Here is a 19,984-nt window from a genome sequence, read left to right on the forward strand (position 1 = left end):
TAGGAATGCTATTACAGGAGACTTACAGTGTCTGAACTGTCTCAACTTTCGCCTCAGCCGTTGTGGGATATTTTCGCAAAAATCTGCTCTATCCCTCATCCGTCTTACCATGAAGAAGCGCTAGCACAACATATTATGACGTGGGCCAAAGAAAAAGGCCTGCATGCCGAGCGTGACCAGGTCGGTAATATCCTGCTGCGTAAGCCTGCTACCAAGGGGATGGAGAACCGTAAGCCCGTGGCACTGCAAGCCCATCTGGATATGGTTCCGCAGAAGAATAATGATACGGTACATGACTTTACCAAAGACCCGATTCAACCATATATCGATGGTGAATGGGTTAAAGCCCGTGGCACCACATTAGGTGCGGATAACGGCATTGGTATGGCTTCCGCGCTGGCAGTGTTGTCTGACGATAGCGTCGAGCACGGCCCGTTGGAAGTGCTGCTGACCATGACCGAAGAAGCGGGCATGGACGGCGCATTCGGCCTGCAACCTAATTGGTTAAAAGCCGATATTCTGATTAACACCGACTCCGAGCAGGAGGGTGAGATCTATATGGGTTGTGCCGGTGGTATTGATTTTATCACCCGTATGGCACTGCAGCGGGAAGCTATCCCTGCAGGTTACCAGACGTTGAAACTGACCATTAAAGGCCTGAAAGGCGGTCACTCTGGTGCTGATATTCATCTGGGATTAGGCAATGCCAATAAACTGCTGGCCCGCTTCCTGTTTGAACAAGCCAAAGATTTAGACCTGCGGGTATTGGATCTGAATGGCGGTACGCTGCGTAATGCTATCCCACGCGAAGGTTCGGTTACTCTGGCGATTGCCGCAGATAAAGTCGATCAGTTGAAAAGCTTGAGCCAAGATTATCTGGCAACACTGAAAAACGAACTGTCCGCCGTCGAAAAGAATCTGACCATCGTGCTTGAGCCTGTTTCTACCGAAGCAAAAGCACTGACCAAAGAGACTCAGCAGCGCTTGGTGGCATTATTGAATGCGACGCCAAATGGCGTGATCCGCATGAGTGATGCAGTAAAGGGCGTGGTTGAAACCTCACTGAATGTGGGTGTGGTTACCATGAATGAAAACGAAGCAGAAATCATTTGCCTGATTCGTTCTCTGATCGACAGCGGTAAAGATTACGTGGTGAGCATGCTGACAGCGATTGGTCAGTTGGCTGGCGCTGAAACTTCACCCAAAGGCGGCTACCCAGGCTGGCAACCGGACCCTAGCTCACCCGTGATGGCGCTAGTGCGGGAAACCTACGAGAAGTTATTTAACAAAACGCCAAATATCATGGTTATCCATGCCGGTCTGGAATGTGGTTTGTTCAAAAAACCTTATCCAGATATGGATATGGTCTCCATTGGGCCAACCATGACCGGGCCACATTCACCGGATGAACAAGTTCATATCGAGAGTGTAGGTCAATATTGGCAGTTGCTGACCGCGCTGCTGAAAGCGATTCCTGAGCGCCAATAATACTCGTCATACTTCTAGCTGTTCGAATGATTTAGAGTATGGCCGTAGCAATGATGGTGGGTCTGACTGACCCGCCATTTCTTATCTCATTTTGCGGCTATTCCCAACTCAGCAGCAATTGCCGCTCAAGTTGTGGGTCGAGCAAAGTGACATGCAGCCCTACTAGCCGCACACCTCGCCCGGCGCGCCGCTCATTCCATGCCGTGCGTGCAACTTGCAGTAAATCGTCTTTATTCAGCTTCGGCCAAACATGCTCTTGTGTGGTTTGCTGGAAGTCATGAAATTTCAGTTTTACCCCCTGCCGGGCAATATGCAGATCGGGCCTTACCTTGCGCAAGCGGATTTCCAGCTCCGTGTATAGCTGCTCAATCAAGGATTCACAGCTTTGCCAATCATGAATATCCTCGTCCAAGGTTCTCTCGACACCCACTGATTTGCGCAAACGATCTGGCGAAACCTCGCGCTCATCAATGCCGTGGCTGCGCTCCCACAGCACATGACCAAACTTACCAAAACGCTTTAATAGTTCAGCCTGTGAGAAATTTTGTACATCACTACAGGTTAGCAATCCTAACTCTTGCAGTTTGCTGGCGGTCACTTTACCCACCCCCGGAATTTTACTCAGCGGCAAATCGTGCAGGAAGGGCAAAACCTTGTCTGGGGTTATCACATACTGACCATTGGGCTTATTTAAATCAGAGGCTATTTTGGCCAAAAACTTGATGGGGGCAACACCGGCAGAGGCCGTTAAATTAAGCTCAGTAGCAATGGATTGGCGGATTTCCTGTGCAATTAAGGTGGCAGAGCCACTGCATGCCGGACAGTCAGACACATCCAGATAAGCTTCATCTAGCGACAGCGGTTCAATCAAAGGAGTATAGCGAGCAAAGATCTCGCGGATATGCAGCGAAGCTTCTTTATAGGCCGCCATTCGCCCGGGGATCACTTTTAGCTGTGGACACAGTTTAAGCGCCATGGCTGTCGGCATCGCGCTGCGCACACCATAGCGCCGCGCCGGATAGTTCGCCGTGCTGATCACTCCACGCCGATCCCGGCTCCCGCCAATCGCAATGGGAATATCACGCAAGCTGGGATCGTCGCGCATTTCGACTGCCGCGAAGAAGCAGTCCATATCGACATGAATAATTTTTCGCATATTCCCCCCAACCAACCACTGTATAAGTATACAGTCTGATTGGAGGAATTCAAGATTATCCTAATTTGTAGCTATGGTCATGTCGCTATATCGAAAAGCTAAGCGGATAACAGAGCCACAGCTTCAATTTCTAAGGCTAAACCATAATGCAAGGCAGGCACTGGCACCACGCAACGTGCCGGTTGGTGTGGCCCCAGCCAGTCAGCATAAAGCGCATTAAAATCTGGCCATAATGCCACATCACATAAATAGACCCGCACCTGAATCAAGCTGATTTTACTGCACCCACAGTCAGCCAAAACGCCCTCGATATTGGCAAAAACCTGCCGCGCCTGAATATCAAAAGGCTGGTTTGATAATGCCTCCCCTTGCATGGTCACGGGCAACTGGCCGGAAAGATAAACCATTCCGCCCGCACAAACTGCATGACTATAATGGCCCGCTGGAGGCTGGCCCTGGGTCGCATTAACCAACACCATCTCTGGCATCAGCAAGCCTCACCAATAAAAGTGGCTAAACGGGCTAAATCAACATTGCCGCCAGAAATAATCACGCCGACCCGTTTACCACGCAAATCAAGTTCAGCGCCAAAAGCGACCGCCGCCCCTAGGCACCCCGTGGGTTCAACCACGATTTTCATTCGGCTGGTGAAAAATTTCATTGCCGAGATAAGCTGCTCATCAGTTGCAGTCAGAATATTATCAACCCGCTCCTGAATCACCGGGAAGGTATAGTGGCCCAGAGCTTGGGTTTGAGCACCGTCAGCAATCGTGGTGGGTGTGGCTATTTTAACCACTTTGCCGCTACGGAAACTGAGTTGACCATCATTGCCAGCCGCAGGTTCTACCCCAATAACCTGGCAATTTGGGTAGAGCGCTTTGGCAACTGTGGCACAACCAGAGAGCAATCCCCCGCCCCCTAGTGGCACCAGCAGCACATCCAACTCACCAACTTCATCAAATAACTCTTGTGCTGCGGTGCCTTGCCCCGCCATCACATCTGGATAGTCATAAGGCGGAATTAAGGTTAGCCCCTGTTCCTGCGCGAGTTTATTGCTAATGGCTTCGCGATCTTCGCGATAGCGGTCATACAGCACCACCTCGCCACCATAGCCTCGCGTGGCGGCAATTTTGGCCGCAGGCGCATCCTCTGGCATAACAATAATGGCGCGGATCCCCAGTTTGCGAGCAGACAAAGCAATAGCTTGCGCATGATTTCCCGAGGAGAAAGCCACCACCCCTTTAGCTTTCTGTTCCGGCGATAATTTCACTAACGCGTTATAGGCTCCGCGGAATTTGAATGCCCCCATATGCTGGAAATTTTCGCATTTAAAAAACAGCTGTGCTCCCGTTAGCTCATCTGCGGTGGATGAGGTCAAAACCGGTGTTTTTAGCGCAAAACCAGCAAGCCGCTGATGTGCTTGAACAATATCGTCATAACAGATTGCTAATGGGGCCATCTTCAGCTTCCTTCAGTCGGGAGATAGGTATAGACCGTAGAACGGGCGACACCCAGATTATTGGCAACGATAGTCTGCGCATTTTTCAGGTCCATCAGACCCGCTTGTGCCAGTTGGCGCACAATCTCACGCCGCTGTGCTGGGTTAAGTGCGCGTGGGGTGGTGTTGTGAGCGGCAGCAAACTGCTCCAGTTCAGTACGCAACATCTCAAGGCGAGGTGATGCCAGAGACTCCTGAACCTCTGTTGGCGTGGTTTGTGTCAATTGAGACAAACTGGCACTAACGGCCGAAAACAGCGAGATATCCATATTGAGGCAAAGTGCCCCAATGAACTCTCCTTTACTATTTTTCAGGCCAATTGAGGTACTTTTCGCCGGGCGACCATCAGGAAACTGGTTCGGATAATTGAGGATCACCTCGGGAAAATTGGGATCAGCAATGCGGCTCAAACCCAGTTCAGTCGCGGGTTCACCCACTTCTCGACCGGATAAATTGTTGGAAATCGCCGCAATGGCATGTTCTGGTTGCGTGAGATCGTGCAAAACAAATTCCACCAAAGGTGCAAAAGTTTTGCCCAGTGCCTCAACGATTTTTTTGCTCTCCCGTAACAGGAGTTGGTCTTCTGTAAGTTTCATAAATGAAGTATTGTCACTTTATGACATTTTGTCAATCAAGTTATCTGCAAATAAAGGCAATAAAAAAAGCTGCGCACGGCAGCTATTTTTTGATCGAAATGACAGCAGGGAGCGTTATTGAAGAATGGAGCTTTTCAGCCCTTTATCTTGCTGATAGCGCTCTAAAGCCAGTTCAATAAGCCGGGTGATCAGCTCGGTTGAACCCACCCCAGTGGCGCGCCATAATTTGGGATACATACTGATATTAGTAAAGCCAGGTAATGTATTTATTTCATTGATAACTATCTGGTTATCAGGCGTTAAGAAGACATCAACTCGCGCCATACCACAGCATTCAAGAGCACGAAAAGCGGCTAATGCCACCGCACGGATTTGATCGCTGACATCGGTGTCTATCGCCGCCGGAATAATGACCTGTGCGCCAGTTTCATTAATGTATTTAGTATCATAGGAATAAAACTCATCACTAATGACCACTTCACCACACAAACTGGCTTGTGGATTGTCATTCCCCATAACGGCACATTCTATCTCGCGCCCAACAATAGCCGATTCCACCAGCACTTTGTGGTCAAAATCAAACGCTAACGTAACTGCCTGCTGATATTCAGCCTCATTACGAACTTTGCTGACGCCAACTGAAGAGCCTTGGTTCGCGGGCTTAATAAAGAGTGGCAAGCCAAGTTTTGCCGTGACCTGCTCAAAACTGTAATGCTCTTTGTTAGCCCGTGTCAGTGTAATAAAGGGCGCAATATTCAGCCCAGCATCCCGCAGTAAGCGCTTAGTAATATCTTTATCCATACTGACCGCGGAACCGACCACACCCGAGCCAACAAAAGGAATATTTGCCATACGCAGCAAGCCCTGCAAGGAGCCATCCTCGCCTAACGTACCGTGTACAATAGGGAAAATAACATCCAACTGAGCCAGCGCAGAGGCATTATCGGTAGTAATGAGCTGTTGACTGGCTTGACCGGGGATCAAGGCGACATTTCGGTTGGAATGATTTAGAGAGATTAATGCAGGATTTTCTGCATTTAACAGATAACTGGATGCATCATTAACATGCCATTGCCCTTGTTTATCAATACCCAACAGCGTCACATCAAATTTTTCTTTATCAATCGCCTCTACGATATTTTTTGCTGACTGCAAGGACACCTCATGTTCAGCCGACTTACCACCAAAAATTACTCCAACCCGCAATTTCGACACACTGTATTCCTTCTTAAGACCCGGTACTTAGGGCAACCAATACCCATAACACTAATACAATTTTTGTCTGTTTAACTAATGCTTTTTAAGATTCCTAAAGAATTTTCTCAACCCTAAGCGACAACAGGTAAAGATCGTAATTATCCTAATCAAAATGCAATACAATTTTCGAAATAACAGAACTGAATTCTGTTGTTAGTATATTTATACTTTTTGTCATTTATTTTTAATAAAAAATCATTAAATTCGACAAAGCAGAAGAACATTATCTATATGATTAACACGCCCTAGAAAAATTCATTATCAATCAATGGATGGAAACCAAATATCATGCGAAATTATATAATGGCTACTATATTACTCTCTACTAGTTTTGTAACAAATGCTAATTCGACCACATCAACCACCGCTATCGATCCACCACAGATTATTGCCCATCGCGGTGGAACTGCCGACGCCCCTGAAAATACACTGCCTGCCATCAAAAAAGCATTGGATAATGGCGCGAATGCAATTTGGGTCACATTACAGCTATCAAAAGATAATGTTCTGGTGCTGTATCGTCCTTCAGATCTCAAAGTGTTAACGAATAAGACCGGGAAGATTTCGGCCTATACAGCAAAACAACTTGCTCAAGTTGATGCCAGTGTCGATTATAATAAAAATCATAACATTCACCCTGAACCAGGTTCACGAGTTAGTATTCCTACCCTTGATGAAACATTGATAGCATTCCCTACCACAACCTTTTACCTCGATATTAAATCACCAGATGCCAACCCTGCAGTATTCGCCAAAGCCTTGCAAAAAACGCTAACAGCAACCACTAAAGGCGAAAACAATCGACTAGCCCGAACCCGCGTCTACTCAACTGATGATAATTATTTAAATGCACTGGATGTGGTAAATCAAGACCTTGATAAAAAACATAAAATAGAGCGTTTCGAAAGCCGCGATTTTACCCGCACACAGTTGCTCAACATTACTATGGATCATAAATGTGAATTACCGGTCGATGATATAGAGCGCTGGTATGGTCTGGAATTACACCGTAAAGTCGAAGTGATAGAACAATACACCCTAGGCGAAGGGAGATCTCAGGCCATATTAAGCTGGGATAAGGAAGCGGTTGATTGTTTCCGTAAAAATAAAAATGCACATATTATCTTCTTTGGCATTAACAAAATTGAAGATTATGATGAAGCCAAAAAATTAGGCGCTAATGGTGTAATGGTTGATTCTCCGGCATTATTCAAAAAATTATTAAATAACAGCAAGTGAAAATATATAGATAACTTATAGCTAAGCTCAATATAGCAACAATAAGTTCAAAAAAGATAAAACCCCAGTCAACAGATAATTGGCTGGGGCTTTAACAATTATTCATTATCTATACCATGAAACAATCTAGATTATGGTTATAGAATACGATACTGATCCAGAGCCTTCTGCCGTGCAGCCTCTTTCGCCAACCGCTTCTTGCGCGAATCACAAGGTTCTGGGCAATCACAGACCTTCTCCATTCCCAAAGCCCCAATTCCGCCGCAACTACCCTGCAAGGTTTTACGTTTGACGATATACCCCAGCGACATCCCTACGATGACCAAGAGAAAAAAGACAAAGGACGCGATAAAAACAGTCAACATATTCTCTCCTACTAAGGCCGCTGATGTAGATAAGGCTTGAACGACTCAGAATACTGTTCCTCAAAACCTTTATCGGTTTTGACTATCATAAATACCGGAATACCCAGTAAATTAGCCAGTGCCATACCCCGCTCAGGCCCAAGCACACCTAGCCCGGTAGATAACCCATCCGCCGTCATACAGCTCGGATCTAACACGGTAATTGACACTAACCGATGGTTGATTGGCCGACCAGTCTCAGGATCAATGGTATGAGAGTAACGGACACCATCCTGCTCAAAGTAATTACGATAATCCCCTGAAGTGGCAACGGCCAGGCGGCCAGGTTCGATAATTTGTTGCGCGCTTTGCGCTGAACCCACCACCGGCTTTTCTATCGCAATGCGCCAAGGTTTATTTTTACCATTGTTACCACGAGTTCGGACTTCGCCACCAATATCGACCATATAATTGTCAATATTTTGCGCTTCCAAATATTCAGCAATAACATCGACACCATAACCTTTAGCTATAGCAGAAAGATCGACATACAGCTCAGGAATATGCTTAATTAAAGCACCCTTTTTTACGGCCAGTTTATCAATACCAACCCACTCCTGGCGCTGAGCAATCTCTGCCTCGGTAGGGGTAACATTTGGCCGACCTTCAGGGCCAAAACCCCATAAGTTAACCAAAGGCCCGACAGTCACATCCAAGGCACCGTCTGTCAGGCGGTTAATACGAATAGCCTCGCGGACCACTTTGGCTGTAGCCACTGAAACAGGAAAAGGCGTATCCACGTTCTGACTTTTGTTAAAGCGACTTAATTCGGAGTTTGGTCGATAAGTCGACATCTGGTCATTAACCTGCTCCAGCTCGCGGTCTATTTCCTGTTGTAATTTTTCAGGACTGGGGGTTGATGAGTCACTCACATACTTAATTGAGTATGAGGTGCCCATGGTTTTACCTTCGAGATTGATTTGCTCAGGACCACATCCTGTAAGCAGTAAAAAACCTACCGCCGCCATCATCCAATGCATTATATGTCTGTGCACGATATCCTCAATTTTTTTGTCCCTATGGCACTTAGAGTTACAGCGCTATTAGCTGCAACTCCAAGCCCTTTGCGGATATTTTCACTCACGGCAAAAGCTTGAGTGACGACTCATCAGCCACCGAAATCATCGAGCATGATATTTTCGTCTTCCACACCAAGATCTTTCAGCATCTTGATCACTGCCGCATTCATCATCGGTGGACCACACATATAGAATTCACAATCTTCAGGTGCAGGATGATTCTTAAGATAATTCTCTAATAAAACGTTATGAATGAAGCCGGTATAGCCCGTCCAGTTATCCTCAGGTTGCGGATCAGACAGAGCAACATGCCAACGGAAATTCTCATTTTCAGCTTGTAGCTGGTCAAAATCCTCTTCATAGAACATTTCACGCCGTGAGCGAGCGCCATACCAGAAGCTGATTTTGCGTTTTGAATGCAGCCGTTTAAGCTGATCAAAGATGTGCGAGCGCATAGGTGCCATACCCGCGCCTCCGCCAATAAAGACCATTTCTGCGTCGGTATCTTTGGCAAAAAACTCACCAAATGGCCCTGAAATCACTACCTTATCGCCGGGTTTCAGCGACCAGATATAGGACGACATAATCCCAGGTGGCGCATCAGGCACTGAAGGTGGAGGCGTGGCAATACGCACGTTCAGCATGATAATACCGCGCTCTTCCGGGTAGTTTGCCATGGAGTAAGCCCGCACGGTTGGCTCGGTCACCACTGACTCAAACCGGAACAGATTGAATTTATCCCAATCACCGCGATATTCCGCTGGCACATCAAAATCAGCGTATTTCACTGTATGCGGTTCGGCCTCAATTTGAATAAACCCACCCGCGCGGAATGGCACCACTTCACCGTCAGGAATTTTCAGCTTCAATTCTTTGATAAATGTGGCTTTATTATCATTAGAGATAACTTCACATTCCCACTTCTTCACTCCAAAGATTTCTTCCGGCAACTCAATTTTCAGATTCTGCTTCACGCTTACCTGACAAGCCAGCCGGCAGCCCTCTTTGGCTTCGTGCTTAGAAATATGAGACAACTCGGTCGGCAGAATATCTCCACCACCTTCTTTAATCTTTACACGGCACTGCCCACAAGAACCACCGCCGCCACAAGCTGAAGAAACGAAAATACCGTGGCTGGAGAGCATGTTGAGCAACTTATCCCCAGCTGGCGCGGTAAAGCTTTTATCCGCGTCATCATTGATTTCAATGGTAATATCACCCGTATTCACCAGCTTTGATTTGGCGAATAAAATCATCACCGTCAATGCCAGCACGATAAGGGTGAACATTACTACGCCCAGAATTATTTCCATCAATTATTCCTGCCTTTATAAGTTCACACCGGAGAAAGACATAAACCCTAATGCCATTAATCCGGTGGTGATAAAGGTGATCCCTAACCCCTGTAAGCCCGCAGGCACATTGGCATATTTCATTTTTTCGCGAATACCCGCCAGCGCGACAATTGCCAGCATCCAACCGATGCCGGAACCAAAACCATAAACAATGGATTCTGGGAAATTGTAGTCACGTTGCACCATAAACGACACGCCGCCAAAGATGGCGCAGTTCACCGTGATCAGTGGCAGATAGATACCAAGGGCGTTGTAGAGTGCCGGGAAATATCGATCAAGGATCATTTCCAGTACCTGCACAATGGCCGCGATAACACCGATAAAGGTAATAAAGTTCAGGAAACTCAGGTCCACACCTTCGACCAAAGCGTTGTCGCGTAACACCAGGTTATAAACCAGATTGTTCGCAGGAACTGAAATACCTAATACCACGGTTACCGCAATGCCCAGACCAAAGGCTGTCGCTACTTTCTTGGAGACTGCTAGGAAAGTACACATTCCCAGAAAGAAGGCTAACGCCATATTCTCGACAAACACTGCGCGGACAAACAGACTGATGTAATGTTCCATCGTCAATTACTCCTTCTCAATCTGCGCAGGTTTCAGGGTTCGCAGACCCCAAATCAGCAAACCGATGATAAAGAATGCACTAGGTGCCAGCAGGAACAATCCGTTTGGCTGATACCACCCGCCATTCTGAACCGTTTCCAATACCGGCACGCCGAACAATTTCCCTGAGCCCACCAGTTCACGGACAAAGCCCACCAGTACCAGCACCACGCCATAGCCTAAGCCATTGCCGATACCATCCATGAAACTTTCAATCGGTGGGGATTTCATTGCATAAGCTTCGGCACGCCCCATCACAATACAGTTGGTAATAATCAGGCCGACAAATACTGATAACTGTTTGGATATCTCATAGGCATAAGCGCGTAGGATCTGGTCCACTACAATAACCAGTGAGGCGATAATCACCATTTGAACAATGATTCGTACACTGTTTGGAATATGGTGACGAATCAGTGAGATGAAGAAACTGGAAAACGCGGTCACCAAGGTTACCGCCAGTGTCATCACTAAAGCCGTTTCCAGTTTGGTGGTGACAGCCAGTGCTGAACACACCCCAAGGATCTGTAACGCAATCGGGTTGTTATCAAATAACGGCCCGAATAAAACCCGTTTAATCTCTTTGCTATCAGCCATTTTTTAACGCCCCTTCGCGCACTTTTTTCAGGAACGGGCCAAAGCCGTTTTCACCAAGCCAAAAATCAAAGCTATTTTGTACCCCGTTGGAGGTCAGTGTCGCCCCTGATAAACCATCTACTGCATGGGGATCGTTAGCAGGCGCACGTCCTTTAACAACACGGATAGCCGGCTGCCCCTGATCATCGAATAATCGCTTACCAATCCACTGGTTACGCCAAATCGGGTTTTCAACTTCGCCACCTAGCCCCGGCGTTTCGCCCTGATCATAATAGGTGATACCACGAACCGTCTTACCGTCAGTATCAATGGCAACAAAGGCATACATCATTGACCACAAACCAGAGCCATAAATCGGTAACACGATTTTATTGATCTGCCCACTTTCAGCGCGCACCAGATAAATTTCAACGATATTAGCCCGGCGACGAATACGGGCAATATCCTGCGCAGGTGTCAGCGCGATACTCATTTGGTTATCACGCAATGCTGCCGTACGGTCAAATGTTGCTGGATCTTGTTGAATAAACTCGCCACTTTGTAAATCCAGCAAGCGCGGTTCAATGCGCTCAGCAAACTCACGTTGGACTTCTTCCGCGGGCATTCTTGGTTGCAGCAAACCCACCACTGCCAGAATATTACGTTGCTTGTCCAACAGGCGCTGCTCTTGCTGTTTGGCTTTCAATCCTACAGCCGCACCCGCGACCACAACAGAACACACCAGACACAGCACAATCACCACCAGCAGTGTTTTGCCGATGCTATCATTATTTCTTGGTTTATCATTTGCCACGGGCTTTCCTCCGCTTGATGTTGGCCTGAACAACCACATAGTCGAACAGTGGCGCAAACAGGTTGGCAAATAGGATTGCCAGCATCATTCCCTCCGGATAAGCCGGATTTGCTACGCGGATTAAGACACACATCGCGCCAATCAAACCGCCATACCACCACTTCCCTTTATTGGTAAAGGAAGCTGAAACCGGGTCCGTCGCCATAAAGATCATGCCGAAAGCAAAACCGCCGAGCACTAAATGCCAGTACCACGGCATAGCAAATAGCGGGTTTGTTGTGGAGCCGATCCAGTTAAACAGATAGGCCGTTGCCATCATGCCGATCATGACCCCAGCAACAATGCGCCAGGATGCCACCCGGCCAAAGAGGATAATGGCACCGCCAATCAGGATCATTAGCGTGGAAACTTCACCAATAGAGCCGGGGATATTACCGAGAAAAGCATCCATCCAAGTGATGGGTTGGCCGCTAATCGTATTGACCAGACTGTGGCTACCATTAACACTCCACTGCGATAAAGGCGTCGCACCAGAGAAACCGTCAGCTGCAGTCCAAACCAGGTCACCCGATATCTGAGCCGGGTAAGCAAAGAACAGGAAAGCACGCCCCGCCAGAGCAGGGTTGAGGAAGTTACGCCCGGTACCACCAAAGATCTCTTTACCAATCACCACCCCAAAAGAGATCCCCAGTGCCGCTTGCCATAATGGCAACGTTGGCGGAACAATCAGGGAAAACAGAATCGAGGTAACAAAGAAACCTTCGTTGATTTCATGTTTGCGGATAATGGAAAAGACCACTTCCCAAAAACCACCCACCACGAATACCACGGCATAAATCGGTAGGAAATAGGCAGCACCGAGCACCATCTTGCTGACCCAACCGGCATCGGGTGCCAATGATGCCCCCAAGATTTGTGCCAACCGATAGTGCCAGTCACCGGCAATAATCTGTTGCAGTTCTGCACCACTGTAGAGTTGATTCAAGGCCGGAATCGCCTGTCCCCCTACGTTGTACATACCCCAGAACATCGCGGGGAATACCGCCAGCCATACCAAAATCATCATACGTTTTAGGTCGATGGCATCTCGAACATGAGAGGCACCCGGAGTCACTTTACCTTGCGTATAGAAAATGGTGGCAGCAGCTTCATACAGTGGATAATACTTTTCTAGTTTTCCACCCGCTTCAAAGTGATGTTCTATTTTCTCAAGAAAACTTTTCAGGCCCATCAGTTATCCTTCCTGCTCAATCTTGGTCAGTATGTCGCGCAATACTGGCCCGTATTCGTACTTACCGGGGCAGACAAATGTACACAGAGCCAAATCTTCTTCATCCAACTCCAGACACCCCAGAGCTTGTGCGCTGTCGGTATCCCCGGATAGCAAATCACGCAGCAGGTGCGTCGCCAGAATATCCAGTGGCATAACACGTTCATAGTTACCAATCGGCACCATAGCGCGCTCCCCACCATTCATATCGGTCGAGAAAGCAAACAATTTGTGTTTGAAGAAATGCCCCAGCGTGGTGCGGGTAATCGAATATTTATCGCGCCCTGGCATCACCCAGCCGAATAGCTCTTTTTCTCGCCCTTCGCGGATAACCGACACTTGTTGATGGAAGCGCCCCAGATAGCCATGAGTGGCTGAGAAAGCCGTGCCGCTAAGCACTGAGCCTGAAATAATGCGGTTATCGCCCTCTTTCAATCGACCAGCCGTCAGTTCGGATAAACTGGCTCCGACCCGGGTGCGCAGTAACATCGGCTGATTCACTTGTGGGCCCGCCAGCGCGACGACACGATCAGTCCACAGCTCACCACGGGTAAATAATTTGCCGATGGCAATAACATCCTGATAGCCCACGTGCCAAACAATTTTGTTCAGGCTCACTGGCTCAAGGAAATGGATGTGAGTCCCCACCAGACCTGCTGGATGCGGGCCGGAGAACTCATTATAAGTAACCTGCGCATTCTGATGGCTGGCCACGACTTGCCCAGGTGCATGACAAACATGCACTTTACCTTCCGTCAGGCGGCTCAATACCGTTAAGCCTTGGTTGAAAGCCTCGGGTTCAGTCGCAATAATCACTTGAGGGTCAGCAGCCAAAGGTTGGGTATCCATCGCGCTGACGAAAATAGCGCGAGGGCTGCTACCTGGAACCGGAGTTTTGCTGAAAGGGCGAGTGCGCAGTGCAGTCCATAAGCCGGACGCCAGCAAGTGGCGCTGGACTTGTTCATTGCTCAGTTGATTGAGATCTGCTTCGGCATAATGTTCGAAAGGGATTTGTTCATCTCCTTCGATTTCAATCACGACAGATTGTAGCACCCGACGCTCACCACGATTGATCGCACTGACCTTGCCACTGGCAGGGGCGGTGAACAGCACCCCCGGATTTTTTTTATCTTCAAACAGCGGCTGGCCTTTCTTAACCCAATCACCTTCGTGGACCAACATTGAGGGGCGCATGCCCACATACTCTTCACCGAGCAAAGCTACATGATGAATAGCAGGACCATCCTCTATCACTTGTGCAGGTACTCCAGCGATAGGAAGGTCTAGACCTTTCTTTATTTTAATCATAGAGTTGAACAACTTTATTGGTTATATCAAATGCTGTACTTAGCCCAGAGAGTACAGCCACGCAAAGAGAATATACTTTCATGGTTCTGTTAAGCGACGATTAAATACTCAGCTAGTTAGGCACATAAATACCAACTGAGAAAGCCCAGTAATTAATGCTGATATCATATTGAATGTCACTAAGGCCAACAATGGAAAGAATAACCATTAATTGAGCAGGTCATCAGCCGCCGGCAATTTTAGCATTTCCATCCCGCACTGTCTGACAAATGCAGTGACTTACGTCAAGCAAACACAAATAATTTACTGCTAAATTTTGTATATATTCGGTAAAATCGTTCTCTTAATTCATCTTTACCGATTTTGTATTTATTTTATACAAAACATATATTGCTAAAAATTTTCTGACTGATAATCTGCGCCTATAAATCAGAAAAGTCAGTGGCATCTATAAATATAAGTGGGAATAATAAATGCGCAAAATCACGCCATTTTTTGCGGTGATAATGTTTGCGATGATAATTTGTTTGCCTGTAGTCTCCTTCACCACCGCAGCCAGTGAGCCTGTGGCGGTATCCAAAGAGCTAAAACAGCAATTACTAGGGTCATCGGTCTATATTCAGATTTTCAAAGAAGAACGTACTCTGGAATTATATGCCAGATTACAAGGTGAGTATCGTTTGGTACAAAGCTATCGCATCTGCGAATTCTCAGGTGGCCTTGGCCCGAAACGCCGTGAAGGGGATTTTAAGAGCCCAGAAGGTTTTTACACTATTGATATGCGCCATTTAAAACCTGACAGTAAGTTTTACCGGGCAATCAATATTGGCTTCCCAAATGATTATGATAAGTCGCAAGGTTATTCAGGGAAATATCTGATGATCCATGGCGCTTGCAAATCAATCGGCTGTTATGCGATGACAGATGCCTATATGGACGAGATATTTAACTACGTGCAAACTGCATTTATCTTCGGGCAGGAAAAAGTGGATATCAGTATCTATCCATTCCGCATGACTGAACAAAATATGCAGCGCCACCGTAACTCTTCAGATTACAACTTCTGGCGTCAGTTGCAGCCGGGCTATGCTTACTTTGCCAAGAACCGGATGCCACCATCTGTTTCCGTGATAAACGGGCAGTATGTATTGAGCCGCCCACCTGTTTCTAGTGAGCCGGCGTCGCAGTATGCCTCGACCAAACCGAGTTCAATGCTTCAATCAAATACGCTCGCCAAAACAGAATAATGCAAATTCGCCTGGTGCAATTTTGTGCCAGGTTTCATTGCCTGTCAGGGGCTGAGTCGCAATCACCGTGACCACATCTTTGGGGGTGGTCTGGCGCTGAAAATCAATTTCAACATCCTGATCCAACAGCGTGGCTTTGCCAAAAGGCGCACGGCGGGTTATCCAATATAAATTGGTCGAACAGAACGCCATCACAAAACGCCCATCCGACAGCAACATATTAAACACCCCCTTGGCACGCAGTTGCTCACATAAGGTGCCAATATAGCGAAATACCGCAGGCCAGTTGCTTGGTGTGCGAGGGTAGCGTTTTGCCAATTGATTCAGCAGCCAGCAGAAAGCATATTCGCTATCAGTCTGACCAATGGGACGGAAAGTGCCGGTCTCTAATTGGCGGTAGCCCTTAAGCTGACCGTTATGAGCATAAGTCCAGTTGCGCCCCCACATTTCGCGGGTAAATGGATGAGTATTTTCTAATGCGACTTCACCGCGGTTCGCCTGGCGAATATGGGACACCACCGCGCAGGATTTGATCGGATAATCTTGCACCAGCCGAGCAATGGGAGAATTAAAGCTGGGTTGAGGATCTTTAAACGTGCGGCAGCCATTACCTTCATAGAAAGTAATTCCCCAGCCATCTTTATGTGGCCCAGTTCCCCCGCCTCGTTGCACCAGGCCGGTAAAGCTAAAGCAAATATCCGTAGGAACATTTGCGCTCATCCCGAGCAATTCGCACATACCTGCCTCCCGAATATACCCTTCATTTTGCAATGATGAAGGGTATAAATAAATACACCACCGGCCAATAACTAACTCGACCTAACTCAAGCTTTTACCATCTCTTTTTCAATCAACTGAATCAAGATGTGAATCGCTTTGATATGAATTTCCTGAATACGATCAGCATAACCGAAATGAGGAACCCGGATTTCTATATCCGCAGAGCCCGCCATTTTACCGCCGTCTTTGCCGGTCAGAGTGATGACTTTCATGCCTTTGGCGCGAGCCGCTGCAATCGCCTTGATGATATTACCTGAATTACCTGAAGTAGAAATGCCCAACAGCACATCCCCTTCACGGCCTACGGCCTCAACATAGCGAGAGAAAACATAGTCATAACCAAAATCATTACTGACACAAGAGAGATGGCTAACATCGGAAATAGCAATCGCCGGATAACCTGGGCGGTTTTCACGATAGCGGCCGGTTAACTCTTCGGCAAAATGCATGGCATCACAATGGGAGCCGCCATTGCCGCATGACAAGACTTTACCGCCAGCTTTAAAAGAGTCAGCCAGTAATACGGCTGCGCGCTGGATGGCATCAATATTGGCATCATCTTTGAGAAAGTTGGCCAGCGTGTCTGCTGCTTCGTTCAGTTCACTGCGGATTAAATCGTGGTACATGGGAGCCTCTTTAATAGTCCTATGGCATCAATGTTCTTCCTGCGCCAGTGTACCGGATAGCATAAACTGCGAGAAGTACTGTGATGCATTAGCGAGATCACTATGAATTCGACAATGCGGTTTTAGCCCTTAATGCAAACAATTTGTGAGATGAGTTGTAAATGACATGTAATGGTATTGATAAATAGAATGAGATGAACTACAACAAATGTATCACTCAACAGGTCAGACCTCCTACATCTCAGGAGCTTCATTATGATGGTTCTTAGCATTGTTGCCTTGCTGGTTCTTATTGGTGTGTTGTTCTATCACCGGGTGAACCTGTATCTCAGTAGTTTGATCCTCGTGGTTTATACCGCCGCCATGGGGGCAACACAGTTATGGTCATACTGGGCATTATTGCCGCTGGTGATTGTTCTGCTGCCACTAACACTAACGCCGCTGCGTCAATCTCTGTTTTCTGCTCCGGCATTGCGCATGTTCCGCAAAGTCATGCCAGCGATGTCACGCACCGAGAAAGAAGCGATTGATGCAGGTACCACCTGGTGGGAAGGCGATTTATTCCAGGGCCAACCAGACTGGAAAAAATTGCACAACTATCCAAAACCGCAATTAACCGCGGAAGAACAGGCCTTTATTGATGGGCCGGTTGAAGAAGCTTGCCGCATGGCTAACGACTTCCAGATTACCCATGAACTGGCAGACTTGCCGCCAGAACTCTGGGCATATCTAAAAGAGAATCGCTTCTTTGCGATGATCATTAAGAAAGAGTATGGCGGCCTTGAATTCTCTGCTTATGCTCAGGCACGGGTGCTGCAAAAACTGTCTGGTGTCTCTGGCATATTGGCCATCACCGTGGGTGTACCTAACTCCCTCGGCCCCGGTGAATTGCTGCAACATTACGGCACTGAAGAGCAAAAAAATCATTATCTGCCGGGATTGGCCCGTGGCGACGAAATTCCTTGCTTCGCCCTGACCAGCCCGGAAGCTGGTTCTGATGCCGGTGCAATTCCAGATACCGGTACTGTTTGTATGGGTGAATGGCAAGGCAAACAGGTCTTGGGCATGCGCCTGACCTGGAACAAACGCTATATTACTCTGGCGCCGATCGCCACAGTGCTCGGGCTGGCATTTAAGCTGTCTGACCCTGAGCATCTGCTGGGTGAGACCGTTGATCTCGGCATTACCTGTGCGCTGATCCCAACCAACACCCCAGGGGTAGAAATTGGTCACCGCCACTTCCCGCTGAACGTGCCATTCCAAAATGGCCCGACACGCGGCAACGATATTTTTGTGCCGATTGATTACATTATCGGCGGGCCAAAAATGGCCGGTCAGGGCTGGCGGATGCTGGTGGAATGCCTGTCGGTTGGCCGTGGCATTACCTTGCCATCCAACGCTACGGGTAGCCTGAAAAGTGTGGCGATGGGTATCGGTGCTTATGCCTATATTCGCCGCCAGTTCAAAATCTCAATCGGTAAAATGGAAGGGATTGAAGAGCCATTAGCCCGCATTGCCGGTAACGCTTATGTGATGGATGCGGCGGCGACCTTGATTACCAGCGGCATTATGCTGGGCGAGAAACCTGCGGTGTTATCCGCCATTGTGAAATATCACTGTACTCACCGTGGTCAGCGCGCCGTAATGGATGCGATGGATATCGCCGGGGGTAAAGGTATCTGTCTTGGCCCAACCAACTTTGTCGCCCGCAGCTACCAAGGTGCGCCTATTGGTATCACCGTGGAAGGCGCTAACATCCTGACACGTAGCATGATTATCTTCGGTCAGGGTGCTATTCGCTGCCATCCATTTGTGTTAGATGAAATGGCTGCTGCGCAATCCAATGATGTCTCTGCATTTGATAAAGCACTGTTTGGTCATTTGGGCCATGTGGGCAGCAGCAAAGTGCGCAGCTTCTGGTTAGGACTGACCAATGGCCGCACCAGCGCTACTCCAGTAAAAGACAGCACACGCCGCTATTACCAGCACCTGAATCGCCTGAGTGCTAACCTGGCATTGATGTCTGATGTCTCAATGGGGGTACTGGGTGGTAGCCTGAAACGTCGCGAACGAATTTCTGCCCGCTTGGGGGATATTCTCAGCCAAATGTATCTGGCATCTGCCACGTTGAAACGCTATGAAGATGAAGGCCGTCAGAAAGAAGATTTGCCGCTGGTGCATTGGGGCGTACAAGATGCCCTGAATCAGGCAGAAATTGCGCTGGATGATTTGCTGCGTAACTTCCCGAACAAATTTATTGCTGGCGTCATGCGGTTTGGCATCTTCCCACTGGGCCGTGCACATACAGCACCGTCGGACCGACTGGATCACCAGTTAGCCCAATTGCTACAAGTGCCATCAGCCACCCGCAGCCGCATTGGCCGTGGTCAGTATCTGACACCGAGCGAGTTTAACCCGGTTGGTTTGCTGGAAGCCGCATTGCAGGACGTGATTGCCGCTGAGCCAATTCATAAACGCCTAAGTAAAGAAGCAGGTAAGAGCCTGCCATTTACCCGGCTGGATCAGTTGGCGAAACGTGCCTTGGCTGAAGGTAAAATCAATGCTGAAGAGGCCGCAATACTGACCAAAGCAGAAGAGAGCCGTCTGCGCTCTATTAATGTTGATGAGTTTGATGCTGATGCACTGGCCACCAAGCCAGCAGTAAAACCGGTAGCCAAACCACGGCATACTGAAGCCGCTTAATATTTTGCCTTATTGATGTGAGTGTCTACTCCCCAAGCC

Annotated in this window: 19 protein-coding genes; 4 read left to right on the forward strand and 15 right to left on the reverse strand. The window is 47.9% G+C overall.

Features of this window, described 5'->3' with window-relative positions; translation table 11 throughout:
- Window positions 1-27 precede the first annotated feature (27 nt).
- Entirely contained in the window at window positions 28-1,488 is a 1,461-nt protein-coding gene (gene pepD, locus N0H69_RS20080) for a beta-Ala-His dipeptidase (protein WP_050122606.1), read from the forward strand.
- A 97-nt stretch (window positions 1,489-1,585) separates the two neighbouring features.
- On the opposite strand, the gene dinB is transcribed toward pepD, so the two are convergent.
- The 5 genes from dinB to ddlA form a co-directional block, all read right to left on the reverse strand.
- Entirely contained in the window at window positions 1,586-2,644 is a 1,059-nt protein-coding gene (gene dinB, locus N0H69_RS20085) for a DNA polymerase IV (protein WP_050152423.1), read from the reverse strand.
- 98 nt (window positions 2,645-2,742) lie between these two features.
- Window positions 2,743-3,132: a RidA family protein gene (locus N0H69_RS20090; protein WP_050152424.1), complete on the reverse strand. Its 390-nt coding sequence runs from the start codon at window positions 3,130-3,132 to the stop codon at window positions 2,743-2,745.
- Entirely contained in the window at window positions 3,132-4,103 is a 972-nt protein-coding gene (locus N0H69_RS20095) for a threo-3-hydroxy-L-aspartate ammonia-lyase (RefSeq protein WP_050110059.1), read from the reverse strand. The genes N0H69_RS20090 and N0H69_RS20095 overlap by 1 nt, the downstream gene beginning before the upstream one ends.
- Before the next feature lie 2 nt (window positions 4,104-4,105).
- Window positions 4,106-4,738, reverse strand: a complete 633-nt coding sequence (locus tag N0H69_RS20100) for a helix-turn-helix transcriptional regulator (RefSeq protein ID WP_050110060.1) — start codon at window positions 4,736-4,738, stop codon at window positions 4,106-4,108.
- Window positions 4,739-4,852: 114 nt separating this feature from the next.
- A complete protein-coding gene (gene ddlA, locus N0H69_RS20105; protein WP_050152425.1) occupies window positions 4,853-5,953 on the reverse strand; it encodes a D-alanine--D-alanine ligase in 1,101 nt (366 codons plus the stop codon).
- A 330-nt stretch (window positions 5,954-6,283) separates the two neighbouring features.
- On the opposite strand from ddlA, the gene N0H69_RS20110 reads away from it, so the two are divergent.
- Complete coding sequence (locus tag N0H69_RS20110) at window positions 6,284-7,234, forward strand: glycerophosphodiester phosphodiesterase family protein (RefSeq protein ID WP_050152426.1); 951 nt, start codon at window positions 6,284-6,286, stop codon at window positions 7,232-7,234.
- A gap of 137 nt (window positions 7,235-7,371) precedes the next feature.
- On the opposite strand, the gene nqrM is transcribed toward N0H69_RS20110, so the two are convergent.
- The 8 genes from nqrM to N0H69_RS20150 form a co-directional block, all read right to left on the reverse strand.
- Complete coding sequence (nqrM, locus tag N0H69_RS20115) at window positions 7,372-7,599, reverse strand: (Na+)-NQR maturation NqrM (protein ID WP_050101622.1); 228 nt, start codon at window positions 7,597-7,599, stop codon at window positions 7,372-7,374.
- An 11-nt stretch (window positions 7,600-7,610) separates the two neighbouring features.
- Complete coding sequence (locus tag N0H69_RS20120; protein ID WP_050144882.1) at window positions 7,611-8,618, reverse strand: FAD:protein FMN transferase; 1,008 nt, start codon at window positions 8,616-8,618, stop codon at window positions 7,611-7,613.
- A gap of 128 nt (window positions 8,619-8,746) precedes the next feature.
- Complete coding sequence (gene nqrF / locus N0H69_RS20125; protein WP_050144880.1) at window positions 8,747-9,970, reverse strand: NADH:ubiquinone reductase (Na(+)-transporting) subunit F; 1,224 nt, start codon at window positions 9,968-9,970, stop codon at window positions 8,747-8,749.
- A 15-nt stretch (window positions 9,971-9,985) separates the two neighbouring features.
- On the reverse strand, window positions 9,986-10,582 hold the full coding sequence (nqrE, locus tag N0H69_RS20130) for an NADH:ubiquinone reductase (Na(+)-transporting) subunit E (RefSeq protein ID WP_050110065.1): 597 nt from the start codon (window positions 10,580-10,582) through the stop codon (window positions 9,986-9,988).
- A gap of 6 nt (window positions 10,583-10,588) precedes the next feature.
- Window positions 10,589-11,218: an NADH:ubiquinone reductase (Na(+)-transporting) subunit D gene (locus N0H69_RS20135; RefSeq protein WP_050110066.1), complete on the reverse strand. Its 630-nt coding sequence runs from the start codon at window positions 11,216-11,218 to the stop codon at window positions 10,589-10,591.
- Window positions 11,211-12,011: a Na(+)-translocating NADH-quinone reductase subunit C gene (locus N0H69_RS20140; protein ID WP_050110067.1), complete on the reverse strand. Its 801-nt coding sequence runs from the start codon at window positions 12,009-12,011 to the stop codon at window positions 11,211-11,213. The genes N0H69_RS20135 and N0H69_RS20140 overlap by 8 nt, the downstream gene beginning before the upstream one ends.
- A complete protein-coding gene (locus tag N0H69_RS20145; RefSeq protein ID WP_050110068.1) occupies window positions 12,001-13,242 on the reverse strand; it encodes an NADH:ubiquinone reductase (Na(+)-transporting) subunit B in 1,242 nt (413 codons plus the stop codon). The genes N0H69_RS20140 and N0H69_RS20145 overlap by 11 nt, the downstream gene beginning before the upstream one ends.
- A gap of 3 nt (window positions 13,243-13,245) precedes the next feature.
- Window positions 13,246-14,589: a Na(+)-translocating NADH-quinone reductase subunit A gene (locus N0H69_RS20150; RefSeq protein WP_050110069.1), complete on the reverse strand. Its 1,344-nt coding sequence runs from the start codon at window positions 14,587-14,589 to the stop codon at window positions 13,246-13,248.
- A 473-nt stretch (window positions 14,590-15,062) separates the two neighbouring features.
- Here N0H69_RS20150 and dpaA point away from each other — a divergent pair, with 473 nt between their 5' ends.
- Entirely contained in the window at window positions 15,063-15,836 is a 774-nt protein-coding gene (dpaA, locus tag N0H69_RS20155; protein ID WP_050110070.1) for a peptidoglycan meso-diaminopimelic acid protein amidase, read from the forward strand.
- On the opposite strand, the gene N0H69_RS20160 is transcribed toward dpaA, so the two are convergent.
- Both N0H69_RS20160 and lpcA read right to left on the reverse strand, forming a co-directional pair.
- Window positions 15,810-16,574, reverse strand: a complete 765-nt coding sequence (locus N0H69_RS20160; RefSeq protein ID WP_050110071.1) for a class II glutamine amidotransferase — start codon at window positions 16,572-16,574, stop codon at window positions 15,810-15,812. The two genes, dpaA and N0H69_RS20160, sit on opposite strands and share 27 nt — an antisense overlap.
- Before the next feature lie 86 nt (window positions 16,575-16,660).
- The gene (gene lpcA / locus N0H69_RS20165) at window positions 16,661-17,242 is read right to left on the reverse strand and encodes a D-sedoheptulose 7-phosphate isomerase (protein ID WP_049617167.1); all 582 of its coding nucleotides are present in this window, start codon (window positions 17,240-17,242) and stop codon (window positions 16,661-16,663) included.
- 255 nt (window positions 17,243-17,497) lie between these two features.
- Between lpcA and fadE the strand changes: the two genes are divergently transcribed.
- Window positions 17,498-19,945, forward strand: coding sequence for an acyl-CoA dehydrogenase FadE (fadE, locus tag N0H69_RS20170; protein ID WP_050152427.1), 2,448 nt, complete (start codon window positions 17,498-17,500; stop codon window positions 19,943-19,945).
- Window positions 19,946-19,984 lie beyond the last annotated feature (39 nt).

Origin of the sequence: Yersinia alsatica (assembly GCF_025133195.1) — a bacterium.
Taxonomy (GTDB): domain Bacteria; phylum Pseudomonadota; class Gammaproteobacteria; order Enterobacterales; family Enterobacteriaceae; genus Yersinia; species Yersinia alsatica.

Coding starts and splice junctions, on each gene's coding strand:
- dinB (WP_050152423.1), bottom strand. CDS start 2,644: ATGCGAAAAATTATTCATGTCGATATGGACTGCTTCTTCGCGGCAGTC.
- N0H69_RS20090 (WP_050152424.1), bottom strand. CDS start 3,132: ATGCCAGAGATGGTGTTGGTTAATGCGACCCAGGGCCAGCCTCCAGCG.
- N0H69_RS20095 (WP_050110059.1), bottom strand. CDS start 4,103: ATGGCCCCATTAGCAATCTGTTATGACGATATTGTTCAAGCACATCAG.
- N0H69_RS20100 (WP_050110060.1), bottom strand. CDS start 4,738: ATGAAACTTACAGAAGACCAACTCCTGTTACGGGAGAGCAAAAAAATC.
- N0H69_RS20110 (WP_050152426.1), top strand. CDS start 6,284: ATGCGAAATTATATAATGGCTACTATATTACTCTCTACTAGTTTTGTA.
- nqrM (WP_050101622.1), bottom strand. CDS start 7,599: ATGTTGACTGTTTTTATCGCGTCCTTTGTCTTTTTTCTCTTGGTCATC.
- N0H69_RS20120 (WP_050144882.1), bottom strand. CDS start 8,618: ATGCATTGGATGATGGCGGCGGTAGGTTTTTTACTGCTTACAGGATGT.
- nqrF (WP_050144880.1), bottom strand. CDS start 9,970: ATGGAAATAATTCTGGGCGTAGTAATGTTCACCCTTATCGTGCTGGCA.
- nqrE (WP_050110065.1), bottom strand. CDS start 10,582: ATGGAACATTACATCAGTCTGTTTGTCCGCGCAGTGTTTGTCGAGAAT.
- N0H69_RS20135 (WP_050110066.1), bottom strand. CDS start 11,218: ATGGCTGATAGCAAAGAGATTAAACGGGTTTTATTCGGGCCGTTATTT.
- N0H69_RS20145 (WP_050110068.1), bottom strand. CDS start 13,242: ATGGGCCTGAAAAGTTTTCTTGAGAAAATAGAACATCACTTTGAAGCG.
- N0H69_RS20150 (WP_050110069.1), bottom strand. CDS start 14,589: ATGATTAAAATAAAGAAAGGTCTAGACCTTCCTATCGCTGGAGTACCT.
- dpaA (WP_050110070.1), top strand. CDS start 15,063: ATGCGCAAAATCACGCCATTTTTTGCGGTGATAATGTTTGCGATGATA.
- N0H69_RS20160 (WP_050110071.1), bottom strand. CDS start 16,574: ATGTGCGAATTGCTCGGGATGAGCGCAAATGTTCCTACGGATATTTGC.
- lpcA (WP_049617167.1), bottom strand. CDS start 17,242: ATGTACCACGATTTAATCCGCAGTGAACTGAACGAAGCAGCAGACACG.
- fadE (WP_050152427.1), top strand. CDS start 17,498: ATGATGGTTCTTAGCATTGTTGCCTTGCTGGTTCTTATTGGTGTGTTG.